This is a genomic window from Arthrobacter sp. zg-Y820 (assembly GCF_030142155.1).
Taxonomy (GTDB): domain Bacteria; phylum Actinomycetota; class Actinomycetes; order Actinomycetales; family Micrococcaceae; genus Arthrobacter_B.
Map to the genome: position 1 here is coordinate 280,081 of NZ_CP126247.1, position 24,253 is coordinate 304,333.

23 protein-coding genes are annotated in these 24,253 nt (G+C 66.6%); 10 read left to right on the forward strand and 13 right to left on the reverse strand.

Annotated elements, in window-relative coordinates:
• Positions 1-65 precede the first annotated feature (65 nt).
• Together QNO08_RS01380 and QNO08_RS01385 are read left to right on the forward strand one after the other, a co-directional pair.
• Positions 66-1,049 (forward strand): glycosyltransferase family 2 protein, encoded by a 984-nt coding sequence (locus QNO08_RS01380; RefSeq protein ID WP_284016121.1) that lies wholly within the window; start codon positions 66-68, stop codon positions 1,047-1,049.
• Positions 1,046-2,560, forward strand: a complete 1,515-nt coding sequence (locus tag QNO08_RS01385; protein ID WP_229967861.1) for a polysaccharide pyruvyl transferase family protein — start codon at positions 1,046-1,048, stop codon at positions 2,558-2,560. Before QNO08_RS01380 ends, QNO08_RS01385 begins: the two co-directional genes overlap by 4 nt.
• Before the next feature lie 129 nt (positions 2,561-2,689).
• Here QNO08_RS01385 and thiD read toward each other — a convergent pair whose 3' ends face one another.
• The 3 genes from thiD to QNO08_RS01400 all read right to left on the reverse strand — a co-directional run bounded on the left by thiD (position 2,690) and on the right by QNO08_RS01400 (position 4,770).
• On the reverse strand, positions 2,690-3,535 hold the full coding sequence (gene thiD, locus QNO08_RS01390; RefSeq protein ID WP_229967863.1) for a bifunctional hydroxymethylpyrimidine kinase/phosphomethylpyrimidine kinase: 846 nt from the start codon (positions 3,533-3,535) through the stop codon (positions 2,690-2,692).
• Positions 3,536-3,629: 94 nt separating this feature from the next.
• Positions 3,630-4,094 carry a hypothetical protein gene (locus tag QNO08_RS01395; RefSeq protein ID WP_229967865.1) on the reverse strand — a complete coding sequence of 155 codons (465 nt, stop codon included), beginning with the start codon at positions 4,092-4,094 and terminating at the stop codon, positions 3,630-3,632.
• The gene (locus QNO08_RS01400) at positions 4,087-4,770 is read right to left on the reverse strand and encodes a TetR/AcrR family transcriptional regulator (protein WP_349774901.1); all 684 of its coding nucleotides are present in this window, start codon (positions 4,768-4,770) and stop codon (positions 4,087-4,089) included. The genes QNO08_RS01395 and QNO08_RS01400 overlap by 8 nt, the downstream gene beginning before the upstream one ends.
• 210 nt (positions 4,771-4,980) lie before the next feature.
• Here QNO08_RS01400 and QNO08_RS01405 point away from each other — a divergent pair, with 210 nt between their 5' ends.
• Positions 4,981-5,718, forward strand: a complete 738-nt coding sequence (locus QNO08_RS01405; RefSeq protein WP_229967869.1) for a queuosine precursor transporter — start codon at positions 4,981-4,983, stop codon at positions 5,716-5,718.
• Here QNO08_RS01405 and tgt read toward each other — a convergent pair.
• Positions 5,715-6,989 (reverse strand): tRNA guanosine(34) transglycosylase Tgt, encoded by a 1,275-nt coding sequence (tgt, locus tag QNO08_RS01410; protein ID WP_229967871.1) that lies wholly within the window; start codon positions 6,987-6,989, stop codon positions 5,715-5,717. The two genes, QNO08_RS01405 and tgt, sit on opposite strands and share 4 nt — an antisense overlap.
• A 187-nt stretch (positions 6,990-7,176) precedes the next feature.
• Between tgt and QNO08_RS01415 the strand changes: the two genes are divergently transcribed.
• Positions 7,177-8,292 carry an FUSC family protein gene (locus QNO08_RS01415; RefSeq protein WP_229967873.1) on the forward strand — a complete coding sequence of 372 codons (1,116 nt, stop codon included), beginning with the start codon at positions 7,177-7,179 and terminating at the stop codon, positions 8,290-8,292.
• On the opposite strand, the gene QNO08_RS01420 is transcribed toward QNO08_RS01415, so the two are convergent.
• Positions 8,289-9,161, reverse strand: coding sequence for a DUF6707 family protein (locus QNO08_RS01420; RefSeq protein ID WP_229967875.1), 873 nt, complete (start codon positions 9,159-9,161; stop codon positions 8,289-8,291). The genes QNO08_RS01415 and QNO08_RS01420 overlap by 4 nt on opposite strands.
• A gap of 60 nt (positions 9,162-9,221) precedes the next feature.
• Positions 9,222-9,761: an NUDIX hydrolase family protein gene (locus QNO08_RS01425; protein ID WP_229967877.1), complete on the reverse strand. Its 540-nt coding sequence runs from the start codon at positions 9,759-9,761 to the stop codon at positions 9,222-9,224.
• A 115-nt stretch (positions 9,762-9,876) separates the two neighbouring features.
• Here QNO08_RS01425 and QNO08_RS01430 point away from each other — a divergent pair, with 115 nt between their 5' ends.
• Positions 9,877-10,605, forward strand: a complete 729-nt coding sequence (locus tag QNO08_RS01430) for a YdeI/OmpD-associated family protein (RefSeq protein ID WP_229967885.1) — start codon at positions 9,877-9,879, stop codon at positions 10,603-10,605.
• Positions 10,606-10,719: 114 nt separating this feature from the next.
• Positions 10,720-11,601 carry a class II glutamine amidotransferase gene (locus QNO08_RS01435; protein WP_269439248.1) on the forward strand — a complete coding sequence of 294 codons (882 nt, stop codon included), beginning with the start codon at positions 10,720-10,722 and terminating at the stop codon, positions 11,599-11,601.
• Positions 11,602-11,664: 63 nt separating this feature from the next.
• Here the strand turns inward: QNO08_RS01435 and QNO08_RS01440 are convergent, their stop codons facing one another.
• Positions 11,665-12,792 (reverse strand): glycoside hydrolase family 76 protein, encoded by a 1,128-nt coding sequence (locus QNO08_RS01440; RefSeq protein WP_229967887.1) that lies wholly within the window; start codon positions 12,790-12,792, stop codon positions 11,665-11,667.
• Between the two features lie 190 nt (positions 12,793-12,982).
• Here QNO08_RS01440 and QNO08_RS01445 point away from each other — a divergent pair, with 190 nt between their 5' ends.
• A complete protein-coding gene (locus tag QNO08_RS01445; RefSeq protein WP_229967889.1) occupies positions 12,983-13,756 on the forward strand; it encodes a 3-hydroxyacyl-CoA dehydrogenase in 774 nt (257 codons plus the stop codon).
• Between the two features lie 172 nt (positions 13,757-13,928).
• On the forward strand, positions 13,929-15,140 hold the full coding sequence (locus QNO08_RS01450) for an acyl-CoA dehydrogenase family protein (RefSeq protein WP_229967891.1): 1,212 nt from the start codon (positions 13,929-13,931) through the stop codon (positions 15,138-15,140).
• Positions 15,141-15,209: 69 nt separating this feature from the next.
• Here QNO08_RS01450 and QNO08_RS01455 read toward each other — a convergent pair whose 3' ends face one another.
• Genes QNO08_RS01455 through QNO08_RS01470 form a run of 4 tightly spaced genes read right to left on the reverse strand, consistent with a single transcriptional unit; the run spans position 15,210 to position 20,711 of the window.
• Positions 15,210-17,141 carry an IucA/IucC family protein gene (locus QNO08_RS01455; RefSeq protein WP_229968001.1) on the reverse strand — a complete coding sequence of 644 codons (1,932 nt, stop codon included), beginning with the start codon at positions 17,139-17,141 and terminating at the stop codon, positions 15,210-15,212.
• Between the two features lie 2 nt (positions 17,142-17,143).
• The gene (locus QNO08_RS01460) at positions 17,144-17,725 is read right to left on the reverse strand and encodes a GNAT family N-acetyltransferase (protein ID WP_229967893.1); all 582 of its coding nucleotides are present in this window, start codon (positions 17,723-17,725) and stop codon (positions 17,144-17,146) included.
• Positions 17,722-19,236 (reverse strand): lysine N(6)-hydroxylase/L-ornithine N(5)-oxygenase family protein, encoded by a 1,515-nt coding sequence (locus QNO08_RS01465; protein ID WP_229967895.1) that lies wholly within the window; start codon positions 19,234-19,236, stop codon positions 17,722-17,724. Before QNO08_RS01465 ends, QNO08_RS01460 begins: the two co-directional genes overlap by 4 nt.
• Positions 19,233-20,711, reverse strand: coding sequence for a pyridoxal phosphate-dependent decarboxylase family protein (locus QNO08_RS01470; RefSeq protein WP_229968003.1), 1,479 nt, complete (start codon positions 20,709-20,711; stop codon positions 19,233-19,235). The genes QNO08_RS01465 and QNO08_RS01470 overlap by 4 nt, the downstream gene beginning before the upstream one ends.
• 333 nt (positions 20,712-21,044) lie before the next feature.
• Here QNO08_RS01470 and QNO08_RS01475 point away from each other — a divergent pair, with 333 nt between their 5' ends.
• Together QNO08_RS01475 and QNO08_RS01480 are read left to right on the forward strand one after the other, a co-directional pair.
• Positions 21,045-21,518: a hypothetical protein gene (locus tag QNO08_RS01475; protein WP_229967897.1), complete on the forward strand. Its 474-nt coding sequence runs from the start codon at positions 21,045-21,047 to the stop codon at positions 21,516-21,518.
• A 48-nt stretch (positions 21,519-21,566) separates the two neighbouring features.
• Positions 21,567-21,872 (forward strand): hypothetical protein, encoded by a 306-nt coding sequence (locus QNO08_RS01480; protein WP_229967899.1) that lies wholly within the window; start codon positions 21,567-21,569, stop codon positions 21,870-21,872.
• Positions 21,873-21,918: 46 nt separating this feature from the next.
• Here the strand turns inward: QNO08_RS01480 and QNO08_RS01485 are convergent, their stop codons facing one another.
• Both QNO08_RS01485 and QNO08_RS01490 read right to left on the reverse strand, forming a co-directional pair.
• Complete coding sequence (locus QNO08_RS01485; RefSeq protein ID WP_229967901.1) at positions 21,919-22,833, reverse strand: NADP-dependent oxidoreductase; 915 nt, start codon at positions 22,831-22,833, stop codon at positions 21,919-21,921.
• A gap of 65 nt (positions 22,834-22,898) precedes the next feature.
• Positions 22,899-24,149 carry a TspO-related membrane protein gene (locus QNO08_RS01490; RefSeq protein ID WP_229967903.1) on the reverse strand — a complete coding sequence of 417 codons (1,251 nt, stop codon included), beginning with the start codon at positions 24,147-24,149 and terminating at the stop codon, positions 22,899-22,901.
• Positions 24,150-24,253: the final 104 nt, after the last annotated feature.

Sequence of the window (24,253 nt, forward strand, 5' to 3'; positions counted from 1 at the left end):
CGCCGCCTTCGGCTGCCGGTATCGTGTGAAGTGAAGTGGAGCCAAACCCCGGGAGCCAAGTGTCAGTGCAAGCACCATCGTCCGTAGCAGTCATTGTTCGAACCAAGGATCGGCCGCGGTTCTTGGAACGGGCGTTGAACGACATCTTCGCCCAGACTTACCGTCGGTTCCGGGTGGTTATCGTCAACGACGGGGGTCTGCCGGAATCGATTAAGGGTGTGGTTGGCCGCCTGCCGGAAACGGTCCGGGAACAGATCACAGTGGTGCACCATGAGCGGAGCAGGGGCATGGAAGCAGCCTCCAATGCCGGCATCCGGAGCTGTGACTCTGAGTACATAGCCATCCATGACGACGATGATCTTTGGCATCCCGAATTTCTGCAGCGGACGGTCAGCCATCTCGACAATTACTCCGACGCGGGGGTTGTCGTCCGGACGAATATACGCTACGAAGAAATTGTCGGTGATGAAATCCGGGAGACGGGTTCCGAGCCTTTCTGGGGCAATATGCAGCAGATATCGCTGGGGGAGATGCTGCAGATTAACCGGGCCGTCCCCATTTCCTTCCTCTACCGCCGTTCCCTTCATGAGGAACTGGGCTACTTCGACGAAAAACTTGACGTCTGCGGGGATTGGGAATTCAACATCCGGATACTGGCGCGCCACACGATCGGTTTCCTCGACGGACAACCGCTGGCGTTCTGGAGCCAGCGGCCCGCTGCCAGTGGTGCCGACGCCAACAGCATCTTCGACAAGGAAGAGGACCACCGGCGTTTCGATCGCCGCGTCCGGGACCAGTACCTGCGGAAGGACTTGGCCGCAGGCGGCATGGGAATGCTCCTGGAGGTCGGCCGCATGATGGACGACCAGGAACGGCTGCTGCTGGAAAACCGCAGGCAGCTGGACGCGATGCAGACGCACCTCAATGAGGCTCTCCGCCGGCTTGAGGACACGGTCACCCGCAGGACCAGTTTCAGCGGCATCCTGCGCCGGGGAGGCACCGCGGCCGAGATGTTCCGGGGCGCCCTGCGCGGAAAGTCCCGCAAGTGAGCGCACGCATTGCCGTCCTTGCCGATCTCGGCCAAGACGTCTACCATGCCGGTGACGAAGCCATGGGCCATGCCGCAGCGGACGAGCTGCACAGCCGCGGCCTGCAGGTGCTTCTCCTCTCCCGCAACCCGGCACAGACCGAGCAGCTGTTCGGATTCCCGGCCGCCGCGACGCTGCCCTTCCCCTGGCCCCCCGCTGAGCGGGAGGCCCGCCTGCAGCGGATACGCGGGCACTTGTCGGGCGCATCCGAGTTGCCGGCTGGAGACCCGGCCCTCGCCCTGATCGGCGAACTGTCCAAGTGCGACGGCGTCCTGATTGCCGGCGGCGGCAACCTGAACTCGCGGTACGGCTGGCTGCTCTACGAGCGGGCGGCCGTCGTTGCGGTCGCGCGTGCCCTGGGAAAGCCGGTGGTTATTTCCGGCCAGACCCTCGGTCCGCAGCTGACGGCTGCGGACGCCGTCGTCCTGGCCGAGATGCTCGAGGCGGCGGACCTGAGCTCCATGCGGGAACCGGCCTCCACGCAGCTGGCCCGCAGCCTGGGCGCCACTCCGGTGGCGGGCCTGGACGACGCGTCGTTCCTGTCGGCGGAGAATCTGCGGGACAACCTGCCGGACAACCTGCCGGACAATCTGGCGGAGAACCTGCCGGAGCACGGGTACGTGGCCGTCACGGTTTCGCCGTTTTCGGGTGCCTCAGTCGACTTTTCCGAGCGAATTGCTTCGCAGCTTGATGCCCTGCACGGGCAGACCGGATTGCCGGCGGTGTTTATTCCGCACATGGGTATCGGCGCGGAGCATGGCTGGGACAGGGAATCGCATGCCCGCATCGCCGAAGCCATGAGCACGCCGTCGCGGCAGCTGCCGGTCCTCACGGCCCGGCAGGCGGCAGCGGTCACCGCAGGCGCCGCGCTCGTCCTGACTTCGCGCTACCATCCTGCGGTGTTCGCGCTTTCGGCCGGGGTTCCGGTTCTCGGCCTGGCAGTGGACACCTACAGCGGAGTCCGGCTGGCGGGGGCAATGGGCAACTGGGGCTTGGCGGACTTCGTCCTGCCGCTTCCCGCACTGGAAGACGGGCTGCTGGGTCCGGCGCTCACGGAAACCTGGCAGCGCCGCGCTGAAATCTCCGGCCACCTGGCAGCGGCCCGGCCGTCCCGCGAAGCCTCGGCTCGGTTGTGGTGGGACGCGGCCGCCGCGGTTTTCGCGGCGCAGTCGTCCGCCGGCTCCGATCTGCCGCCGGCATCCCGTTCCGCAGCCGACCTGCCGCCCGCGCAGCGGTTCCGTGCCGGTGGTCCGTGGCTGGCCTCAGCCGAAAAAGCCGCAACCGGATTTTACGCGGGGTCGCGTTTGGCAGGGCAGGCCGGCGTGGAGGAGGACCGGCTCCGGTCCTACCTGGAGCGGCAGGGCCGGGAGCTCGAGGCTCTGCAGACCGAACATCAGCGGCTCCTGTCCTCGAAGACGGTCAGGAGTGCGCTCTCCCTGCACCGGGGCTGCGCGAAACTGCTTCACCGCTAAACCTCCACCGCTAAACCTCCACCGCTAAACTCCTGCGCCAGAACCTCCACCGCTAAACCTCCGCGAGGCGAACCCGCCGGGCACAAGCCTGCCGGGTTCGCCGCGAAGAGCGCCTAGAGCGAAGAGCGCTTAGAGGGCAGGTCCGCTGCCCGCGTTGCCCTGCCACAGGGCATCAAACGGGGTGTGCGAGGAGACCCGGTTGCGGATGCCCTCGGTGACGAAGGCCTTGGCCGTCTTGGCGGCTTCCAGCGGAGTGGCGCCCTTGGCGAGCTCGGCGGTGATCGCCGCGGCAAGGGTGCAGCCGGCGCCGCTGACGGCGACGTCGCCCACCTTCGGTGCGCGGAGCACCTCCATGGTCTCGCCGTCGAAGAAAACATCGACGGCGTCATCGCCGGCCAACCGCACTCCGCCCTTGGCGAGAACGACAGCGCCGGAGGCTTCGTGGATCCGGCGCGCCGCTTCCTGCAAGTCCTCCACACTTTCGATGGCGTCCATGCCGGACAGGGACATCGACTCGAAGTGGTTGGGGGTGACGAAGGTTGCCAGCGGCAGGATCTGTGCCTTGAGGGCCCGGTCGGTGTCGAGAGCGGCGCCCGGCTCCTGGCCCTTGCAGATCAGGACCGGGTCCAGGACGAGGTTGGTCCACTCCTGGCTCTGGAGGGCCTTGGCGACGGTGTCGATGGTGGCCGGCGTTCCCAGCATGCCGATCTTGACGGTCGTCAGGTCGTAGGCGGACTGGATGGCTTCGAGCTGGTCGCTGATGACCTGGGCCTCAACGGGCACAAAGCGGTGGTTCCAGTTGTCCTGCGGATCGAACGAGACGATGCAGGTCAGGGCGGCGATCCCGTAGGTTCCAAGCTCCTGGAACGTTTTCAGGTCAGCCTGTGCGCCGGCACCGCCGGTGGCTTCGGAGCCGGCAATGGTCAGGGTGATGGCCGGAGCAGCGGTCCCGGCGGAGTGTGTGTTAGCAGACATGACTCCATCTTCCACCCAAAACGTTCAACGGTGCCAGCGGCGCTCTGTTGCCGCGTTTCCCGGAAAGTGCGGGTGCGGATGGGCCGGGGGCCGGTCACGGACGGGCGCGGGAAAAACGCCAGATCGCGGCCCGGCCTGCGGCCATCGAGAGGCCGAGGGCCGCACCCATCAGCAGCGGCACCAAAACCGCATGCACGCTCAGCCCGATGATCAGCCAGGCGAGCACGGTGGGCACGAAGAAAAACGCCAGGATGTGAAGGCCCTGGTTGAGGACCCGTCGCAGCGACCAGGCCAGGACAACGGCCACGGGAAGAGCAGTGAAAAGCCCCAGTCCGGCGGCGTAAAACGCGGCGACGACGACGGTCCAGACATAGCCCCAAAAATCCCGCGCCGTTCCCCAGCCCACCGCGGCGGTGGCGATGGATGCCAGCACAAGGCAGGCAACGACATAGCCGAGCGCCGCAGCCAACGGCCCCGGAAACACCCGCGGCTCGGGGTGCGGGGCGTCGGTGGGGGCCAGCAGCGGAGGTGGTGCGACGTCGTCGGCGCTGTCAGTCATCGCGTCTGGCTCCCTGAAATAGGCGGACTACATCCTCCACGATATTGCGGACCACGGGAAGGCGGGAGAGGACGACGAGCTTTGCGGCCAGCGGGGCGACATTGTGCGCGAGTCGGCGGGAGCGCCGCTGTCCGGGCGAGCGGTCATAAATCCAGAACAGTGTCACGCCCATGTGCACCAGCCACAGGAGTTCGGGCAGGTCATCCCGGATGGCCAGCGGCGGCTGCGGCCGCGAGGCCGTGACCGCCTGCCGGAACAGGGCGATCGATTTCGCGCGGCCGATGCCGGCGTCCGCGGAGCCCCGGCGGCCGTGGGGCTCGAGGGCCGACGACGGCGGCAGGGCGGTCCGCAGAAAATGGGCGCCAAAGTCGTGGTACGGAGCCATAATGTCCAAATTGGCCAGCAGAATGAGCCGCAGATGCTCGCCCAGGTTGTGCCCTTCGCGCAGCAGCGGCAGCGCCCGGCTGCGGTGTTCATCCTGAAGGAAGCGGTACAGTTCCGCCACGAGCTCGTCCTTGGACCGGAAGTAGTAGTAGGCGTTGCCGACCGAGACGTCGGCGGCCTCGGCGATGCTGCGCATGGTGGTCTTGGCGTAACCGTGGGTGCGAAAAAGCAGCAGCGCCGAATCGATCAGTAACCGCCGGGTTTGTTCGCTCTTGACCGTCGCGGCCATCATCGATCCCTGTTTCTTCAGATGTCAGCCCGCAGTGGCCGGCCCGCCCGCCAGTACACCACGTTTTTGAACACGTTCAAAAACGTGCGGAGCAGAGTGCCGAGCAGAACGTGGCAGAATTGACGACGGCCCCCACGGGCAGCCCGGTGCAGCGGGCACAGTGCTAATACAGCCGGAGAAGGCTCCGGCGAACCACTACGAAACGGACCCATCATGCACACCCCGACCGGCATCGCTCCGGCATCCGCTCCGTCCTTTGCGGCCCGCGGCAGCTCCCATTACGACATCATTTTGACGCTCATGTGCGTGGTGATCGTCATTTCCAATATCGGGGCCACCAAGGGCGTGGTGCTGGGGCCGATCTTCGGCGACTTCAGCATCGTGACCGACGGCGGCTTCTTCCTCTTTCCCCTGGCCTACATCCTCGGTGACGTCATCAGCGAGGTGTACGGCTTCAAGGCAGCACGGCGCGCCATCTTCACGGGTTTCGCGGTGGCCGCCGTAGCGGCGATCAGTTTTGCCGTCATCATTGCGCTGCCCGGCTTCGACGACGAGTACGGGCAAGCCAAACAGGCGGCCCTGGAACTGGCGCTGGGTCCGGTCTGGCAGATCGTCGCGGCCAGCCTGCTCGGCTTCCTTGCCGGCCAGACCCTCAACTCCTGGGTCCTGGTCAAGATGAAGGAACGGTTCCGGGAACGGGCACTGATTGGCCGGCTGATGGCCTCCACCGGCGTGGGCGAGTTCGCCGACACGCTGATTTTCTGTGCCGTGGCCGCGCCGGTCATCGGAATAACCGACGCAGCCGGCTTCATCAACTACGTCTTGTTCGGCTTCGTGTACAAGACACTCATCGAGTTCCTCTTCGTGCCGGTCACGGCAGTCGTCATCAAGGCCATCAAAAAGCGCGAACCGAGCTATGCGGCGATTTACGCGGCCGCGCCTGCCGGCTAGATCTTGGTGCTGTAGTACTTCCCGAGGGTGTCGGCCTTGAAATCGAAGAAGGAGCCGTCCTCGATGGCCAGCCGGGCGTCGTCGACCAGTTTCACCGTAAAGCGCTCGTTGTGGATCGACACCAGAGTGGACGCCACCATTTCCTTGGCCCGGAACAGGTGGTGGATGTACGCCTTGGTGTAGTGCGCGCAGGCATAGCAGTCGCAGCCCTCCACCAGCGGTGTGAAGTCCTTCTTGAAGCGGGCGTTGGACAGGTTGAACCGTCCGTGCGGGGTGTAGAACGCCGAGGTCCGGGCCACCCGGGTGGGGGAGACACAGTCGAAGGTGTCGGCCCCGTTTTCGATCGCGGTGAAGATGTCGTCCGGTTCCGAGATGCCCAGCAGGTGGCGGGGCTTGTCCTCGGGCAGCTCCTCCGTGCACCAGCGCACGATGGTGCCGAGGTTTTCCTTCTCCAGGGCGCCGCCGATGCCGAACCCGTCAAAGTCCATGGCCCCCAAATCGTGGGAGGCCTTCCGGCGCAGGTCCTCGTACTGGGCGCCCTGCAGCACCCCGAACAGTGCCTGGTACGGCTTGCCGACCCGTTCTTCGGTGAGCCTGCGGTGCTCGTCGATGCAGCGCTGCGCCCACAGGCGGGTCCGCTCCAGGGACATCTCCTGATAGGCGCGCGAGTTCATCAGGGTGGTCAGCTCATCGAAGGCGAACATGATGTCAGCGCCGATCTGGTGCTGGACCTGCATGGAGACCTCGGGGGTGAAGCGGTGCTTGTCGCCGTTGAGGTGGGACTTGAACCACACGCCGTCGTCGTCAATGTGCGCGAGGCGCTCCTTGCCCGGCGCCACGGCGTCGTCCGCACCGGTGGCGTGGGTGGTGCCGTCGGCGTTCATGTTGATGACCTTCTTGAAGCCGGCGCCCAGGCTCATCACCTGGAAGCCGCCGGAATCGGTGAAGGTGGGTCCGGACCAGTTCATGAACTTGCCCAGCCCGCCGGCGGCGTCCAGGACGTCGGGGCCCGGCTGCAGGTACAGGTGGTACGCGTTGGCCAGCAGCGCCTGCGCGCCCAGATCCGCCATCGACTCCGGCAGCACGGCCTTGACCGTCGCCTTGGTTCCTACAGCGATGAACGCCGGTGTGGCGATTTCCCCGTGCGGTGTGGTGATCGTGCCGGTGCGGCCCTGGAATTCACCGCCGTTGGCCTGCGTCTGCTCAGCGGAAGGGGCAGTGGTTTCGCGCAGGCGCTTACCGAGGGCGAAGGAAAATGTTGAGGAGGACACCCCTCCATTTTGCCTTACCGGCCGCCGCGGGTGGTGCGCTGCCCGGCAGCGGCCGGAACGACGCCGGACGCTGGGACGCGCGCCACGTTTTTCCGGACGCGGTTAGCCGCGGGAGTACGGTGGAAGGTGCGGTTTCGGCCGCCCCCACCCACCCAGCCTCGAAGGCATGTGAAAGGCTGAGCCGCCCGTGAATCACCTGCGCGACATGTTCCGGATCGCCCCCGCGAACAACGACCACCAAGTGGCGGTGCGCTGCGGGCTCGGCGTGGGCCTGCCCCTGCTCCTGCTGCTGGGCCTCGGCCGGATTGACCTGGCGATTTTCGCCACCTTTGGCGCCTTCACGGGAATCTACGGGCGGAACGAACCGCACCGCCAGCGTTTCGGCCACCAGCTGCGCGCCGCGGCCCTGATGCTGGCAGTGATCACTGCAGGCGCCCTGACCTCCCGGCTGGATCCCGGCCCGTGGGAGATCGTCCTGGGGACCACTGCCGTGGCCGGGCTGGGAACCCTGGCCACCGGCTTCTGGCGGCTTCGTCCGGCGGGGTCGCTGTTCCACATTTTTGCCTATGCTGCGATCTCCTCCGTTCCGGGCCAGCCGCCGCTGTGGCAGGCGTTGCTGGCCGCTGGCGCAACGGTGGCCTTCTCGCTTCTGCTGGGGCTCTCCGGCTGGCTCCGGCCTGCGTACCGCACGCCCTGGGTGAAGCCGAACCGGCCGCGTTTCACCTGGCTCCAGCGCCGGGCCATCTACGCCGACGCCGGGCAGTACGCCGTTGTCGCCGCCGTTGCCGGCTCGATCGCCACGGCCATGGGCATCGGCCACAACTACTGGGCCATGGTCGCGGCCACCGTGCCGCTGGTGGGGCTGACGGTGCGCAACCGCATGTACCGCGGGCTGCACCGGATCCTGGGCACCTTCGCCGGTCTGCTGTTGACCGCGCTGATCCTGCTGCCGGGGCTTGAACCCTGGCAGATGGTGGTGGTCATCGCGCTGCTGCAGTTCGGCGCGGAATTGCTCGTTGCCCGCCAGTACGCCCTGGCGCAGGTGGTCATCACTCCGCTGGCGCTGGTCAGCACCGAGCTGGCGCACCCGAGCAACGCGGTGCTGCTGATTCAGGACCGCGCCGTGGAAACAGTCATCGGGGCAGCCGTGGGCATGGCCATGGTGCTGGTCATCCACGTGCACAACCGGCGTCTCGGCCGGCGCCGACTGGCGGCAGCCCGGTCCGTTGCCGCGCCGGCCGGTGCCGGGCCGGCCGGTGCCGGGCCGGCCGGGGTCCGGGACCCCGGCGCCCGGCGTTCCTAAAGATCCAGGTTCAGGCCCCGCACGGCGATCAGTTCGTTGCGGATTCGCCGTTCCAGCTCGCTTTCCGAAAGCGTCTGGGATCCGCCGTGCGCCCGCAGGTACAGCAGGGCATCGAGCCGCAGCACGCGCCAGTCGCGTTCGCTGTGCCCGTCACCGGCCTCCGCCGAACGGTGGATTTCGCGGTCGTACAGGTTGGGTTCATTCAACTGGCGCTGCAGCAGCTCCGCTGCGAGCTTGGCCTTCAGCGGATCACTCTCAGCGGCGTCGCCGGCCCGGACAGCCTGCGCATAGGCTGCGGAGGTTTCGGCGTCTCCGGCCTCGTGCGTGATGTGGGCGGCCAGCGCCAGCGCGTTCTGAATCCAGTTCCACCGGCCGAAGTTTCCATCGAACGGAAGTCCGGTGATGATGTTGCAGACCTGCAGCGCGTTTTCGGAGTCATCCAGGTCCACGTACAGCGTGTGCGCCAGATCCCGGACATCCCGCAGGTTGCTTCCGGACTTCACGTTCAGGCCGCGGCCCAGCCGGGCGGCCAGTTCCTGGACGTGGTGGTCCTCCGGATGCGCCGCAGCCGCGCCGCTGACGACGGCGGCATAGTTCTCCTCATCCGCCGGCACCATGCGCACGGCATCGGCCGGGGACCCCGAGGGGGCAGGAGCCCGGACCCGCACGGAGGATCCGTAGGCAAGGCGGAGTTTCATTCCGTCCTCGAGGACGAGCTGGACGAGCGCGGGTGCGCCGAAGTCGTCGTTCTCCACCGAGCTGTCCCGGACCGAAGCCAGCGAGGTGCTTTCATGCACCGGGATTTGTCCGGGCGCAAGCAGCTCGGCATTGACCCGGAATGTGTAAGATTCCGGTTGGCTCTCGGTCATGGCAGGTTCCTTCGCGTCGGGCAATCGGCCCCCAGTATATAAAGAAGCGGTAACGCGCGCTCAGCGTCCCCAGCTGGCCGAGGCCAGGGCCTGCCGCAGCAGGTCCCCGCGGCCGCCGGCAAATTCGGCGTAGATCTCCGGACTCAGGGCCTCTTCGGGCGTCAGCCAGGACAGCTCCAGGGCATCCTGGCGGGGTTCGCATTCACCCGTGACGGGAATGAGGTAGGCCAGCGCGACGGCGTGCTGGCGCTCATCGGTCAGCCCGGACTGCGAGGGCGAGGGGAAATACTCGGCCACGGCAAACGGCGTCAGGGCCGGCGGCAGCTGGGGGAAGGCCATCGGCCCCAGATCCTTTTCGAGGTGCCGCAGCAGGGCCGCGCGGATGGTTTCCCGGTACATGACACGACCCGAAACAAAGGTCCTGACCATCTTGCCCTCGTCGGTCGCCTGCAGCAGCAGGCCGACCTCGGTGACGTAGCCCAGAGGATCGCAGCGGACCGGCACGGCCTCCACATAGACCATGGGAAGACGCTGTCTCGCCTCATACAGGTCTTCTTCGGAAAGCCAGCCGGGATAAGGATCAGGGGTACGAACACTCATAGCAGTGTTCTATCGCAATCCGGCGGGGGCACTGAGCCGACGCGCGGCGCTTTGGCCCTCGGCTGAACTGGCGGACCCTTTCAGCAGTGCGTGCCTCGGGCTTAACCTCGTGCACATGAGCAGCTCGCAGAAGGAGCCGACGGCGTCCGGCCCGGCGGCCAAGCAGGCCAAGCAGGCCAAGCAACCGACGCAGGCCAAGCAGGCCAAGCAACCGACGCCGCCCAAGCAGCCCAAGGCACCGCAGCCCAAGCAGCCCAAGGCGCCGCTGCCCGAGCTGCTGCTGCCGCACGCCGAAGCGTGGCGCAGCTGGCTGGAGACCCACCATGCGGACTCCCCGGGGGTGCAGCTGGTCCTGGGTCGCAAGGGCGGAAGCCTCACCGCGCTGTCCTATGACGGAGCCCTGCAGGAGGCCCTGTGCTTCGGCTGGATAGACGGGCAGGCCAATCGGCGCGACGAGGAAAGCTACTTCCAGCGGTTCACCCCGCGGCGGCCGCGCAGCATCTGGAGCCGGCGAAATGTCGGATTCGTGGAACGGCTGGAAGAAGCAGGCAAGATGCGCCCGGCCGGCCGTGCCGCCGTCGAGCAGGCGAAAGCCAACGGGCGGTGGGAGACGGCCTACGCAGGATCGGCTGCCGCTGAGGTTCCCGAGGACCTGCTGGCCGCGATCGCCGAGGTGCCCGCGGCGCAGGCCATGTATGAGGTCCTGACTTCCCAAAACCGGTATGCCCTGTTCTTTCGGATGAACGTAGTCAAAACCCCTGCCACCCGGGAGCGCAAAATCGCGTCACTGGTCCGGATGCTGGCGGAGGGCAAATCCCCTTATCCGCAGCGCAGGGCTCCCTGACAGGCCGGCCCTTGCCTTTGCCTGAGCGCCGCGGGAGGCTGGAACGATCACGCACGGTCAGAGGGAAATCCCGCGGCGGGACCGTCTTGCAGCGGCGAATCCAGGAGGTTCACCATGTGTCGGCTCTTCGCTATGCACGCCGGGGCAGATCCGGTCAAAGCCACCTTCTGGCTCCTGACCGCGCCGGACAGCCTGGCCCAGCAGAGCCGGCGGGAAGCTGACGGCTTCGGTATCGGAGCCTATGACCGCGAGGGCCGGCCGGTGGTGGAAAAGGCTCCGATCGCGGCCTATGAGGACAAGCAATTCGCCGCCGAAGCCCGGGACCTGGAGAGCATCACGTTCCTCGCGCACGTACGCTATGCCAGCACCGGCGGTGAGCTGAAGGTAAACACCCATCCGTTTGAACAGGACAACCGCCTGCTGGCCCACAACGGAGTGGTCGAGGACCTGGACCGGCTCGACGTCCGGCTGCGGCAACTGGGCGTGATGGATCTGGTGAAAGGCGAAACGGACAGTGAACGGGTGTTTGCGCTGATCACGGCCGAGGCGCGCAGCAACGGGGGCGACGTCGATGCCGCCATCGCCTCGGCCCTGAGCTGGGTTGCCGAGAACCTGCGGCTGTTCGCGCTGAACATCATTGTGACCACCGCGGCGGACCTTTGGGCGGTGCGCTACCCGGACACCCACCCCCTTTACGTGCTGGAGCTTTCCGCTGACGACCCGCACAGCGGCATGACAACCCAGCGGATCAGCGTCCGGAGCCAGGAGCTGAGCGACAAGCAGCGCCCTGCCGTGCTGCTGGCCACCGAAAAAATGGACGACAACCCCAACTGGCGATTAATGAACTCCGGGGAACTCCTCCACATCAAGCCTTCGCTGCAGATCGAGACCAGTTATCCGCTGCCGCCGTCTCCGCGCCACCGGCTGACACTTGCCGATCTCAACGACCGGGCCGCAGCGTCGCAGCGTCCCCTGAAAGCCGGCAGCGTCCCCTGAAAGCCGGCCGGGTCCCCGGGGCGGGCTGGCTGAGCTGGGCTGGGCTGAGCGCCCCGCGGCGCGTCAGCTGAGCCCGCGCCGGACCCGGGCTGCCGCTTCCAGGATCATCCAGGCCGAAAGCTGGGTGGAAAGGCCGACGCCGGTTCCGGCCGGATAATGCCGGTCCGCCGGTTCCAGCGGATGCGGGGAGAAAACCGTCCGCTGCCCCCGCTTGGTCCGTCCCGCCCAGAGTGCCTGCGCCGTTGCGGTGACCAGTTCAGCGGCCTGCTCCCTCCGGTCCTCGGGAAGGGTTGGCGAGAGCGCTGCCAGAGCCAGGTAACGGCAGAGAATTCCGGTGAACAGGCCGGCGTCTCCCGTGCCGTGCGTAATCAGCACGGCGGTGCCCGCATGGCTCAGCTCATTGCTGATGGCTCCGACCAGCTCTGCGGCGCGGGAGAGGTTTGCCGGACCGCCAAGCTCCAGCAGCGCACCGAGGACCGGGCCCTGGTTGTAGGTGTAGACGGCCCGTTCCACAGCGGTCTCCCCGGAGCTGCCGTCCGCTGCCTTGACGCCGTCGAGGTACAGGCCGGTGCCGGGATCGAGCAGAACGGTGTTGAGCCAGTCGATCAGCGACTGGGCGCGCTCGCGTTCACCGCTTCGCGCGAAATGCAGCGCCGCCGGGGCCGTTGCCGGAGTGTTCTTGAAGGTGCGTCGCCGGTTCCAGTACAGTCCGCCGCCAAAGTCCAGGGTGTGGGCTGACCGCAGGGCGTCACCGAGTGCTGCCAGCATTCGCGGGTGCTGGCGCCCGTGCGCCGCTGAGGCACCGCCGTCGTCGTCCTGATTCCGCTCGGGTCGGACGGGCACGAGCGTATCCAGTCGGTGGACGGCCAGCGCCAGCCAGGCCATGTCGTCGAAGTACCAATTGGTGGCCCGCAGCCCGTTCCGGAGCCGGATGGTGCGCACCAGCACATGGGCCTGCCGAGCCGCGCCGGGAGCTCCGCGCAGGGCGGCATCGACCAGCACATCCACGTAGTGCGCCTGCCACCAGTAGTGCCAGGGCCCGGGCAGCACGCGCCGGGGCCTGGGGTTGTCGACGGACGCCAGCGTGGTGCCCGGGAGGCGGAGCAGGGGCCGGGCGTAGGCAGCCGTGACGGAAGCGGCGGCGTCGTCTGCGCGGGCCTGGATTTCGTGCAGTGGTTCCTCGGGAAGCATGCGCACCACCCTAGACCTGTCGGTGCCGCCGTTACAGCCGAGGGGTCAAGCCCGGAGCGGAAGCGGTGCCGGAGGGCCGGCGTTCAACCGGCGCCGCCGGGCCGCCCGGCTGAAGATGCGATGTGTGGCGGATCACAGTAGGCTCAATGTGCCGCCGCAGGGGCGGGCAGTAACTTTCACAGGAGAACGCATGGACATTTCTGGCGCATCGGCACTCGTTACCGGAGGTGCCTCCGGGCTGGGGCGGGCCACGGCCCGCAGGCTGTACGACGCCGGAGCGTCAGTAATCCTGGTCGACCTTCCGTCCTCCGGCGGGCTGGCTTACGCCGCCGAGCTGGGCGATAACGCCCGTTTTGTTCCCGGAGACGTCACCGACGCCGGCCAGATGGCGGCGGCAGTGGAAGCTGCCATGAATGCAGGTCCGCTGCGCGTGGCCGTGAACTGTGCGGGCATCGCCACTCCGGGCAAGGTGCTGGGCCGCAACGGTGTGCTGCCGCTGGACGATTTTGCCCGTGTCATCCAGGTGAACCTGATCGGCACGTTCAATGTGTGCCGGCTTGCGGCGCAGGCCATGGCCGAGACGGATCCGGTGGAAACGGGCGGCACTCCGGAGCGCGGGGTCATCATCAACACCGCCTCGGTTGCTGCTTTCGACGGACAGATTGGGCAGCCGGCGTACGCCGCGTCCAAGGGCGGCGTGGCGGCCATGACGCTGCCGCTGGCACGGGAACTGGCCAGACACCTGATCCGAGTGGTCACGATCGCCCCCGGAATCTTCGAGACCCCCATGATGGCGGGCCTGCCGCAGGAGGCCCAGGACTCGCTGGGCAGCCAGGTGCCGCATCCCTCCCGGCTGGGCCGGCCTGATGAATACGCGGCCCTGGCCGCGCACATCATCGAGAACCAGATGCTCAACGGCGAAACAATCCGGCTGGACGGCGCCATTCGGATGGGACCGCGCTGAGTTGGCTCTTGATTCTTCAGCTCCGTCCACTTTTCCACGTCCTTCCGCCCCTTCCGGCTCCTCCGCCCCTTCCGGCTCTTCCGCCCCTTCCGGCTCTTCCGCCCCTTCCGGCTCTTCCGCCCCTTCCGGCTCTTCCGCCCCTTCCGGCTCCTCCGCCCCTTCCGGCTCCTCCGTGGCCCCGCCCGATTCAGCGCTTCCGAACGCCGATTTTTATGCCTTCGAAGACCTGCTGAGCGCCCGGGAACAGGAGAAACTCGCCGAACTGCGGGCGTTCCTCGCCGCGGAGGTCGCCCCGTATGCTGCCCAATGGTGGCAGGACGCCCGGTTTCCGACCGAGCTCCTGCCCAAACTCGCGGCGCTGGAGCTCTCGACTCCCGTGCAGCAGGGCTACAGCCCACTGTTTGCCGGGCTGGTGATCGCTGAAATGACCCGGACGGACACCTCCATTGCAACGTTCTTCATGGTCCACCACGACCTCTTTGTGGAGGCCCTGCATGCCTTCGGCTCCCAGGACCAGAAGGACCGCCTGCTGGCCGACGCGCTGGCGCTGCGGATCACCGGAGCCTTCGCCCTGACCGAGCCGGCCCACGGTTCCGACGTCGCCGGAGGCATGGAGACCACCGCCGTCCGGGACGGGAATTCCTGGATTCTCAACGGCAGCAAACGCTGGATTGGCAACGGCACCTTCTGCGACTACATGCTGCTGTGGGCCCGCGAACCGGAGACCGGAAAGATCCGCGGGTTCCTGCTGGATGCCTCGCTGCCCGGTGTGCACCGCAGCAGAATCGAAAACAAGACGGCCCTTCGCACCGTGCAGAATGCCGACATCACGCTGACCGGCGTCCGTGTCCGCGAAGCCGACCGGCTGGCCGGCATCGACAGCTTCGAGGACATCAAGCACCTGCTGCGCGGGTCCCGCATCATGGTGGGCTGGCAGGCGGTGGGCACCCAGCTGGCCGCCGTCGATATTGCCCGGGCCTATGCCGTGGAGCGGCACCAATTCGGGCGGCCGCTGGCGTCGTTCCAGCTCGTCACCGAGCAGCTGGTGCGGATGCTCGGCAACACTGTGGCGAGCACCGGCATGCTCGCCCGCGTCGCCGAACTGGAACGCGGCGGCTACCCTTCGGCGGGCAACCGGACCGCCGCCAGGAGCGAATCCGACGGCATGGCGCAGGCGGCGCTGGCCAAGTCCTATGCCAGCCGCAAGATGCGCGAAACCGTGGCGCTGGGCCGCAGCATCCTGGGCGGCAACGGAATCGTGACGGACTACCGCATGGCCAAGGTCTTCGCCGATGCCGAAGCCATTTATACGTACGAGGGCTCGTACGAGATCAATTCCCTCATTGTGGGCCGCGACATCACCGGGATCTCGGCGCTGCGCTGACCCGCAGAACCGCTGACCCCGCAGACCCCGGTGCACCTGGGAAATCCGGGCACCGGGGTCACCGGCGGGTCAGCGGCGGAAGCGTGCCAGCGGGTTGTCCAGCCGGCCGGAAAACTGCAGCCCGCCCGAGGGATCGCTCAGGTCCAGCATTTGCTGGTTGTTGCGCAGCTGCAGCCGGTTCAGGCAGGAGAGGACAAAATCTTCGGCGAAGAGGTCGTGGGTGGCGAACTCGGCTGCCAGTTCCGGATGCGCGTCCTGGTACTCCAGGACCAGCGATGCCACGGTTTCCCAGAACTTGCCGGTCTCCAGCTGCCCGTCTTCCTCCAGCAGGGCCGCCAGGAAACGGAAGATGCAGTCGAACACATCGGTGAAAATCGAGAGGACCTTGTCGTCCTGCGGGATGTCTATCCGCACGCGGGTGCAGTCCTCCGGCAGGGGAGTGCGGTCGCCCATCACCACGATTTCCTCAGCGATGTCCTTCATGATCATCCGCTGGACTGCTCCGTTCCGGAGCACCATGATCAGGTTCTCGCCGTGCGGCATAAAGGCGAGTTCATAGGCATAAAAGCAGTGCAACAGAGGCACCAGGTAGGCCCGGAGATACTGCTCCAACCACGCCTGGGCGCCGAGTCCGGACTGCTCGATCAGCGCTGAGGCCAGCGGCCGGCCGCCGGCATCGGTGTGCAGCAGGGAGGCCATGGTGGCCAGCTGCTCACCGCTGTCCAGCCGTTCGAGAGGACTCTCCCTCCACAGGGCGGAGAGCATCTTGCGGTAGGCCGAGCCCTTGGGGGAGCCGGCCTCGAAATAGCGGTTCGTGTAGCCGACTGCGGCATTCTCGCGCAGGATGCTGAAACCGGCCGCCTGCAGGGTTTTGTCGTTTCGGACCAGGCCGTCCAGCCAGTCGTTGATGGCCGGGGTTGCCAGCATGTATTCGGGGGAGAGGCCGCGCATAAAGCCCATGTTCACCACGGACAGTGCCGTTTTCACGTAGCACCGGTCCGTCCGGTCCCGGTTGAAGAACGTCCGGATCGACTGCTGCGCCTGATACATGTCGTCGCCGGTTCCCAGATGCACCAGATGCCCCTGCGCAATTTCCGCCGCGAAGGTCACGGTGAGCTTATTGGTCCACTGCCACGGATGGACGGGCATGTACAGGTAATCGGCGGCATCGGCTCCGAGGCTCCCCAGCCGGGCGTCAAAGCCGGCGACGGCGGCGGCACCCAGCTCGTTCTCCAGATGGGTCCGGTAATCCAGGCCGGGGAGGGAGGTGAAGACGGAGCGGTCGCGGCGGACGGCGATCCACTCCAGATGCACGGGAGCTCCTGCTTCCGGTGCGTAGGCGAGGTAATCGTCCGATCCGAAGCCGAGCCGGCCGTTGTTGGCAACAAAGCAGGGATGTCCCTCGATCATGGAACGCTCAACCGCCTGGAAATCGGCGGCGGGATCCAAGCCCTTGGTGGCTCCGCGGGCCAGTGCGTCCGACGACGGCGCACCCGGGTAATTCTTGAAGGCGTGGGAGGCCAGCGTGCTGCTGATTTCCTCGAGGTAGACGGGCAGCATCTGGTCGTTGATGCCCAGCGTGGCGGAGAACTCGGTGATGAAAACCAGTGCGTCCAGCGACGTTTCAGTTCCTCCGGCAAACCGTTGGATGCTCGCGGCGGGAATCGACCAGTGGTCAAGTTCAAGCAGCCGGGCGGCAAAGCGGTACTCGGCACCGCCGTCGTCGGACACCAGACGGTAGGCGGCCTCCGTGGCCCGTGCCGGTCCTGCGGCCATGACTGCCGACGCCCGTGTCGTCGCCGGTGCGGCCGCGGTGTCTGCCGCCGGGCTGACCGGTTCCGGGGCGAGGATGCGCTCGTGCGAGAACTCCGCCAGCGCCTTGCGGATCAGGTGCCGGTTTGCCGTGGCCCACCGCTCGGGTGTCAGGTGTGCGGTCGTCGAACCGGCGGGGGCTTCCGCGGGGAAGTCGATGGCGTCAGATGTGGTGTTGGAAAAGATCATGGTCACGGGGCAACTCCTGAAACAGCGTCGGTGGGGTGTGCGGCGGGGACGGCGGCGTCGGCAGACTGACGGCTGCGGGCATAATCCCCGCGGGTGCAGAAGCTGAGCAGGGCGTCCTTGTCCGGAAGGGAGATGGTCTTGGCCGGTACGAAGCCCATCCGGGCATTCAGCGCGGCGATTTTGGTGTTGCGGACGTCCGGCTCCACGACAATGCGTTGCGTGCGCTCCTGGGCGAAGAGGAAATCCAGGACGGTGCGGAACACCGCCGTGGTGAATCCGGACCGCGGCTGTTTTGCCGGGCCCACGAGGAGGTGCATGCCGGTGTCTCCGGGCCGCACTTCATAGAGTCCGGCCAGCGGCGAGTGTGCCGGGGCGTACGATTCCATCAGGAACGCCGGTGTGCCGTCCTCCAGTCCCAGCCAGGCATGGTGATGCGGGTCTTCGGCTATCCGGGTGTATTCGGCTTCCACCTCCGCACGCGAGGCAGTGGTCATGCCCCAGAAGCGGGCGTAGTCGCGGGCCATCCAGTCGTGCAGCAGGGGTGCGTCACGGGCGGCATCCACCGGAACGATCGTGAAGTTCATGCCGACACCCGGTCGCCGTCGGGCTGCCGCACGGGGGAGGCTGCGGGGGAGGCCGCAGGGGAGGCTGCAAGGGACGCTGCTGGGGGGCCTGCAGTGGAACTTGCGGGGGAGCTCGCTCCGGCAGGCACGCCAAACTCCTGGAAGGCGATGCTGCGCTCCACGGGGTAGTGCTCGCGACCGAGCATCTCCCGAATGATGATCGAGTTCCGGTAGGCGGCCATCCCCAGGTCGGGGGTGACGAAGCCGTGGGTATGCAGCTCGGCATTCTGGACGAAGATCTCGCCCGCAGCGGTGCCGATCCCGTAGTTGCGGTCCACATCGAACCGGCCGGCGGCGTCGCGCTTGAGGCGCTCGCCGATTCCGGCCAGGAACTCCGGTTCCCGGTAGGAGTAGCCGGTGCCGAGGACGACGGCGTCGGTCTCCAGCAGGTGCCCCCGGTCCTGTTCATCGTGGTGCAGTTCCAGGGTGTGCCGGCCGGTTTCCGGATGATAGCGGGCCGCGCGCAGCTCCATGTGGGTCAGCAGCCGCGTCCGGGGTTCTCCGTTCAGGCTCAGTGCATACAGGGTGTCGTAGATTTCGTTGATCAGCTCGGAATCGATGCCCTTGTAAAGGTTCTTCTGGGTGGCCACCAGAGTGTCCCGGGTGGTTTCCGGAAGGGCGTGGAAGTAGTCCACATACTCCGGGGACGTCATTTCCAGGGTCAGCTTGGTGTACTCCAGCGGGAAGAAGCGCCCCGACCGGGTCACCCAGTTCAGCTCGTAGCCGTGAGCCGGCAGATCCTGAAGCAGATCCAGGTAAATCTCCGCGGCACTCTGGCCGCTGCCGACCACCGTGATGCTCGAGCGGGATTGCAGCTCGGCCTTCCGTGCCAGATAGTCGGCGTTGTGCAGCACCAGGCCTCCGGCGTCGGTGATGCCGCGGGCTGCGGGCGGGATGTGCGGGGATGTTCCGGTGCCCAGGACCAGGCGGCGGCCGAGCCGGATCCGGGGTCCGCCGGGACCGTCGGTGTGCACCGCGTACACACCGTCGTCGTACCGCACCCGGGCCACGCGCTCGCCGAAGTGCACGTTGGGCAGCGCATCGGCCACCCACTGGCAGTAGGCGTTGAACTCGGCCCGGAGCGGATAGAAGTTCTCCCGAATGTAGAAGCGGTACAGCCGTCCGGTTTCCTTCAGGAAGTTCAGGAACGAATAGGGCGACGTCGGATCGGCCAGCGTGACCAGATCCGCCATGAAGGGGACCTGCAGGTGTGCGGAGTCCAGCATCATTCCCGGATGCCAGTCGAAGCCGGGCCGCTGGTCGACGAACACCAGGTCCAAATCGGCTATCGGCTCCGTGAGTGCGGCGAGTCCCAGATTGAAAGGCCCGACGCCGATGCCGACGGCGTCGTACACGTGCCCCTGCGGCGGCGCGGAGGCTGCCGGAGAAGTTGAGGGTGCCGGGAAAGTTGACGGTGCCGGAGAAGCTGACGGTGCCGGGAGGGAAGAGTCGAAGGGGGCAGGGGGGTTCATGCGGCGGCTCCTGCCAGGTAGTTGTCTCCGGCGGTGCGGATCAGCGCAAGGATTTCGCTGACATCCTCGAGCGTGGTTTCGGCGTTAAGCAGGGTGAATTTCAAGTAGTGGCGGCCGCCCAGCGTGGTTCCGGCAACCACTGCTTCGCCGGAGGCAAAAATGTCCTTGCGGATGCGCTGGTTCATGGCGTCGGCGGTGTCGGCATCCACGCCGGCGGGAAGGTAGCGGAACACCAGGGTGCTGAGCTGTGCCGGTGCCGCGAGGTCGAAGTCGGGATCGGCGGACAGGATGCCGGAAACGTCGGCGGCCAGGTCCACGGCCGCGTCGAGAAGGAGCCCGATGCCGTCGGCACCCATGAGCCGCAGGGTGAGCCAGAGTTTCAGCGCATCGAACCGCCGAGTGGTCTGGAGGCTCTTGTCGACCTGGTTCGGAACCAGTTCCCGGGCGGCGCTTTCCGGATTGAGGTAATCCGCATGGAACGTGACATGCCCGAGCATCGCGGTGTCGCGCACCAACAGCGCACTGGAGGAAACGGGCTGGAAGAACGTCTTGTGGAAGTCGACGGTGACTGAATCGGCGGCATCGATGCCCTCCAGCAGGTGCCGGTGCCGCAGGGAGGTGATGAGCCCGCCACCGTAGGCGGCGTCCACATGCAGCCAGGTGTCGTGCTCGCGGGCCAGGGCCGCGGTGGCGGACAGCGGGTCGATGCTGCCGAAGTCGGTGGTGCCGGCGGTGGCAACTATGGCCATCGGAGTTTCGCCGCGCCCGATGCTGGTCTCCAGGGCCGCACGCAGGGCCTCGGGATCCATCCGGCGGGAAGAGTCGCACGGAACGGGCACGACGGCGTCGTACCCCAGTCCCAGAAGCGATGCGGACTTGGAGATGCTGAAGTGGCTGGCCTCTGAAGTGAAAATACGGAGGCCGTCCAGCAGTGCCGGAAGCCGCTGGCCCTCGTGGCGCGGATCCAGCCGCAGTTTGGATACGGCGGAATTTCGGGCGATCAGCAGGCCCTGCAGGTTTGAGGCGGTGCCGCCGCTCGTAAAGACGCCGTCTGCGGCGGGGCCGAGTCCCAGCCGCTCAGTTGTCCAGCGGATCAGGCGCCGCTCGATCAGCGTGGCGCCTGCACTTTGGTCCCATGTGTCCAGCGAGGAATTCACGGCGGACAGGATCGCCTCGCCCACGAGTGCCGGAATAACCACCGGGCAGTTCAGATGCGCCGCGTACTTGGTGTCGTGGAAGTACACAGCGTCCTGCAAATAGGCTCCGGCAAGTTCCTGCAGTGCTGCTGCGGTGTTCGACAGCGGTGACTCCAGGTCTATGCCGTCCACGGTTGGTGCCAATTGTGCCGGAGTGGTTCCCGTGAACGGTTTGGTGGTCCCAGCGACCGTCGCCGCCACCAGCTTCACGCCCTGAACGACGTCGGCGGTGTAGCGTCCGGTGGTCCGCGCGTTGAACAGGTGGCTGGCGGCGGCCATTTCCAGTTCGACCTGCGCTGCCAGGTCTGCGCGCTCTTCAGTGTGGTGCAGCAAGGTCACTGCGACTCCCTCGGTTTTAGAGTAGATAACTCAGGCAACCCTTACTTAGGGTGACCTTTACGTCAAACTAATGTGACGTAATTGGATTTCGACCCGAAATACCGCGGTTTATGGCTAAAATTACGCGCGGAACAAGGAGGCTTTTTTGCCCCGGAGCGGTCCGGGTGGTGCTGGAACCGGGATGTCAGTAGGCTTACTAAAAAGGTCTGCCGAACCTCCCAGCTGCGATTCGTGGGGGAACGGCGGGCGCACGCAGACGGAAAGGCAGAGTTGATGGACGAGCAGAGCATTCCCGATCCCGAGCTGGGCAACGACCCCGCACTGGCCGACGATTTTGCCGACGTCGTAACTCCGGACGAGGTCGCCGACGTTCCGCTGGACGATCTGGCGGACGCTGATGACCTGAGCAACGCTGATGAGTTCATTGACCCCGAAGACCTGAGCTATCCGGGGGCGGCGGAAGACAATCCGGACCGTTGGCAGGAGGACCCTTTGGTGAACGAAGAGCCGCTGGCGAACGAACCGGGCACGCTGTCGGACCAGACCCTGAGGGACGAAACCGCGGAAGAGCGCTTCGAGGAGGGGGACTCCCAGGTTCCTCCGGAGGTCCCCACCATTGGAGAAGCGGCCCTCGACGTCGACTTCGACGATCCCACCTCTGCGGATGAAGAGGACGGCAGCGACGACCCGGCGCACCTTGGCGGGGATCCCCTCGCTGACTTCGATCCGGAGAACCGCGAACTCTGAGGAGCTGCTCCGGCCGGGAAGATAGCAGGGACCGTCTAACCTGTGGTTATGCCTTCTTTTCGAGCCCAGCTGAACATCACGGGGCTGAAGCCCGGCATCCGGCCTGAAGCGGTGATGGAGACGGCAGTTGCCGCGGTGGCCGCCAGCCACCATGTCGAAGCCAACCAGCTCGATATCGTCAGCGGCATACCGCGCATCACCCTGCGGTTCATGGTTCCCGACAATGAATGGTCGTTGGAGAACTCCCAGGCGAAGCGCGCTGCAGCCAATATGCGTCACGCCGTGGACGGTGTCGCCGAGGCAGAGCGGTTGCGTGTCCTGCGGCGGCAGCGGGGCCGATGGGTTTCGCTCTGACCCGACTCGGCTGCAAGACCCGACCGGGCTGGAAGGCCCGACTGGGCTAGAAGAGCAGGACCAACCGGCCGCGGACACCGCCGGCTTCGAGTCGGCGGTGCGCCTCGGCAGCCTTGTCCGCCGACAGCCGATCAGCCACCCGGAGGGTCAGTGTGCCGTCCTCAGCGAGGCGGCGGAGCGCCTCCAGCTTTTGGCCCGAATGGTATTCGTCCCGGACGGCAATGGCATGCACCGTAATGCCGCGGCCCGGGTCCTGCTGCCACCACCGATAAGTGGCGAATCCGCCGCCGTCCTTCACCGCGGAGACGGCCTTTTCATTCATCACTGCGGCATCGGCGACGGCGTCGACTCCGTCCGGGAACAGCTCACGGACCTGCTCCGCGACGCCGTCACCGCGCTCCACCACGTAGTCCGGTCCCAGATCGGAGACCAGCGTGCGGTCCTTTTCGGCGGCGTCGGCCACAACCACCAAGCCCGCCTGCTTGGCCAGCTGCACGAGGTAGTTCCCCAGGGTTCCGGCCGCACCAGTCACCGCGAGTGACTGTCCCGGCTGCAGACCCAGTTTCTCGAGGGTCTGCACCGCCGTCAGCCCGTTCATGGGCAGTGTGGATGCCTCCGCGAAATCCCTACCCGCCGGAATACGTGCCAGCGAATCGGCAGGCGCCACCAAATACTCCGCATAGGCTCCCCGGTGCGCTCCCAGTGGCAGGGCGATGGACATGACCTTGTCGCCGATCTCCCACCCGCCGGCGTCGTTCGATTCGTCGATGATTCCTGCCGCGTCCATGCCGGGAATCGCCGGGAATTCAAGGTGTCCCTTGCCCTGCCCTCCGCTGCGCAAGACGGTGTCCGTCGGACTCACTGCCGCTGCTTTGACCCGGATGCGCACTTCGCCCGGCCCGGCATGGGGCTCGGGAACGTCCAATACGGTCAGGGCCTCCGGGCCGCCAAACTTTTCCACGCCGATGATCTTCATACCCGGCGGCAACGAACACGGATGCCGGAGTATTCCTTCCGGGCCACGGCCTACGCTTCTTCCTCCGCTGGCGGCTCGGCTTCCTGTTCCTGCTGGGGGTGACGTTCGTTCCACCGTCTTTCATGGTCCACCTGATGGCGGCGGGATCCGGCCGAGAGCAATACAAGGAAGGCGGAGCCTGCGGCCGCAGCACCAATAACCATCGATCCCGGCGTGCCTGCCAGCCGTTCCAAAGCCACGCAGGACAGCCCCCAGGCTGCGGCCACCGCCACGGCCAGGTGACCGCGATCCGTCATGCAGACCACTATGACGCCCATGGTCACCGTCACCAGTCCGATCAGGGCCCAGGCGACACCGCCCCAGCCGGCCAGATCCGCGTTCGTGGTGGTCAGGATGTGGGCAGCGGATGTGGTCAGCGAGAAGATGCCCGCGGCGAAAAACAGTCCGAGGGGGACATCGGCCAACCACCCCTCCGTCCGGGTTGCCGGCGGAATGCTGTTGCTCCGGTGAATGCACAGCAGCCCCAGTGCTACCTGGGCGACCGCGACCGCCAGCACACCTGCTGCCGTTCCGGCCGAAACGGCCAGCAGCCAGCCGAACGCCACTAATTCGGCTGCCAGGACAAGCCAGCCAAACCAATCGTGCCGCGAATTGGTGCGCTGTCGTGGAAGCCATTGGTAGACGGCGTATGCAAGCCATCCTGCGACTATCGGCAACCAGAGCCACCACACCATCGCTGCGGGAGCGAGCAGCGATCCCGTCGGGTCCAGGGCTCCCTGCAGGCGGGCGGCGGCCGATTCATTGTCCGCACTCACTGTGAACGCCGTGGACCATACCGCCCCTGCGGTTGCTGCCGACACGGCGACGCGGCGGATGAGCCGGACCGGGATGGCAGCCCGGCCTGACCTTGGTGACCGCGGCGGGTTCACCGTGCCGGTGGCCGCAGGATCAGACACGCCTTCGGACCTATCCGGCGCCGTTCCCCCGCGCTGCAGTTCAGCCGGCCTTCCTGCGGGTCCGCGTTTCGGTTTGGGCAGCGGCGTCAGTTTGGGCAGGTGTGCCGGCTCCGCTGGCTTCACCAGCCGTTTCGGAGCTGTCTTTCCGCTGGTGCCTCGCAGCGGAGGGGCCGGATCCGGAACCCCCTGCGGATCGGGAAAGGACTGTGCATCCTGACGGTGCTGAGCATCCGGAGCGTTCAGGTCCTCCGGGCCGTGCTGCGCATCCGGACGACGCTGCTCCACCGGACCGCGCTGCGTCTCCGGGCCGGGCTGCGGTGCGGACGGCTTCGACGGCGGATTCATCAGGGTCCTTCCCTGGGGAGAGCGTCCGCGGGCACTGCCCTGGACGTTTGCATCCAGCCTACCCATTGGCAACCCTAAACAGGGAAGAAATTCCTTACCTGCCG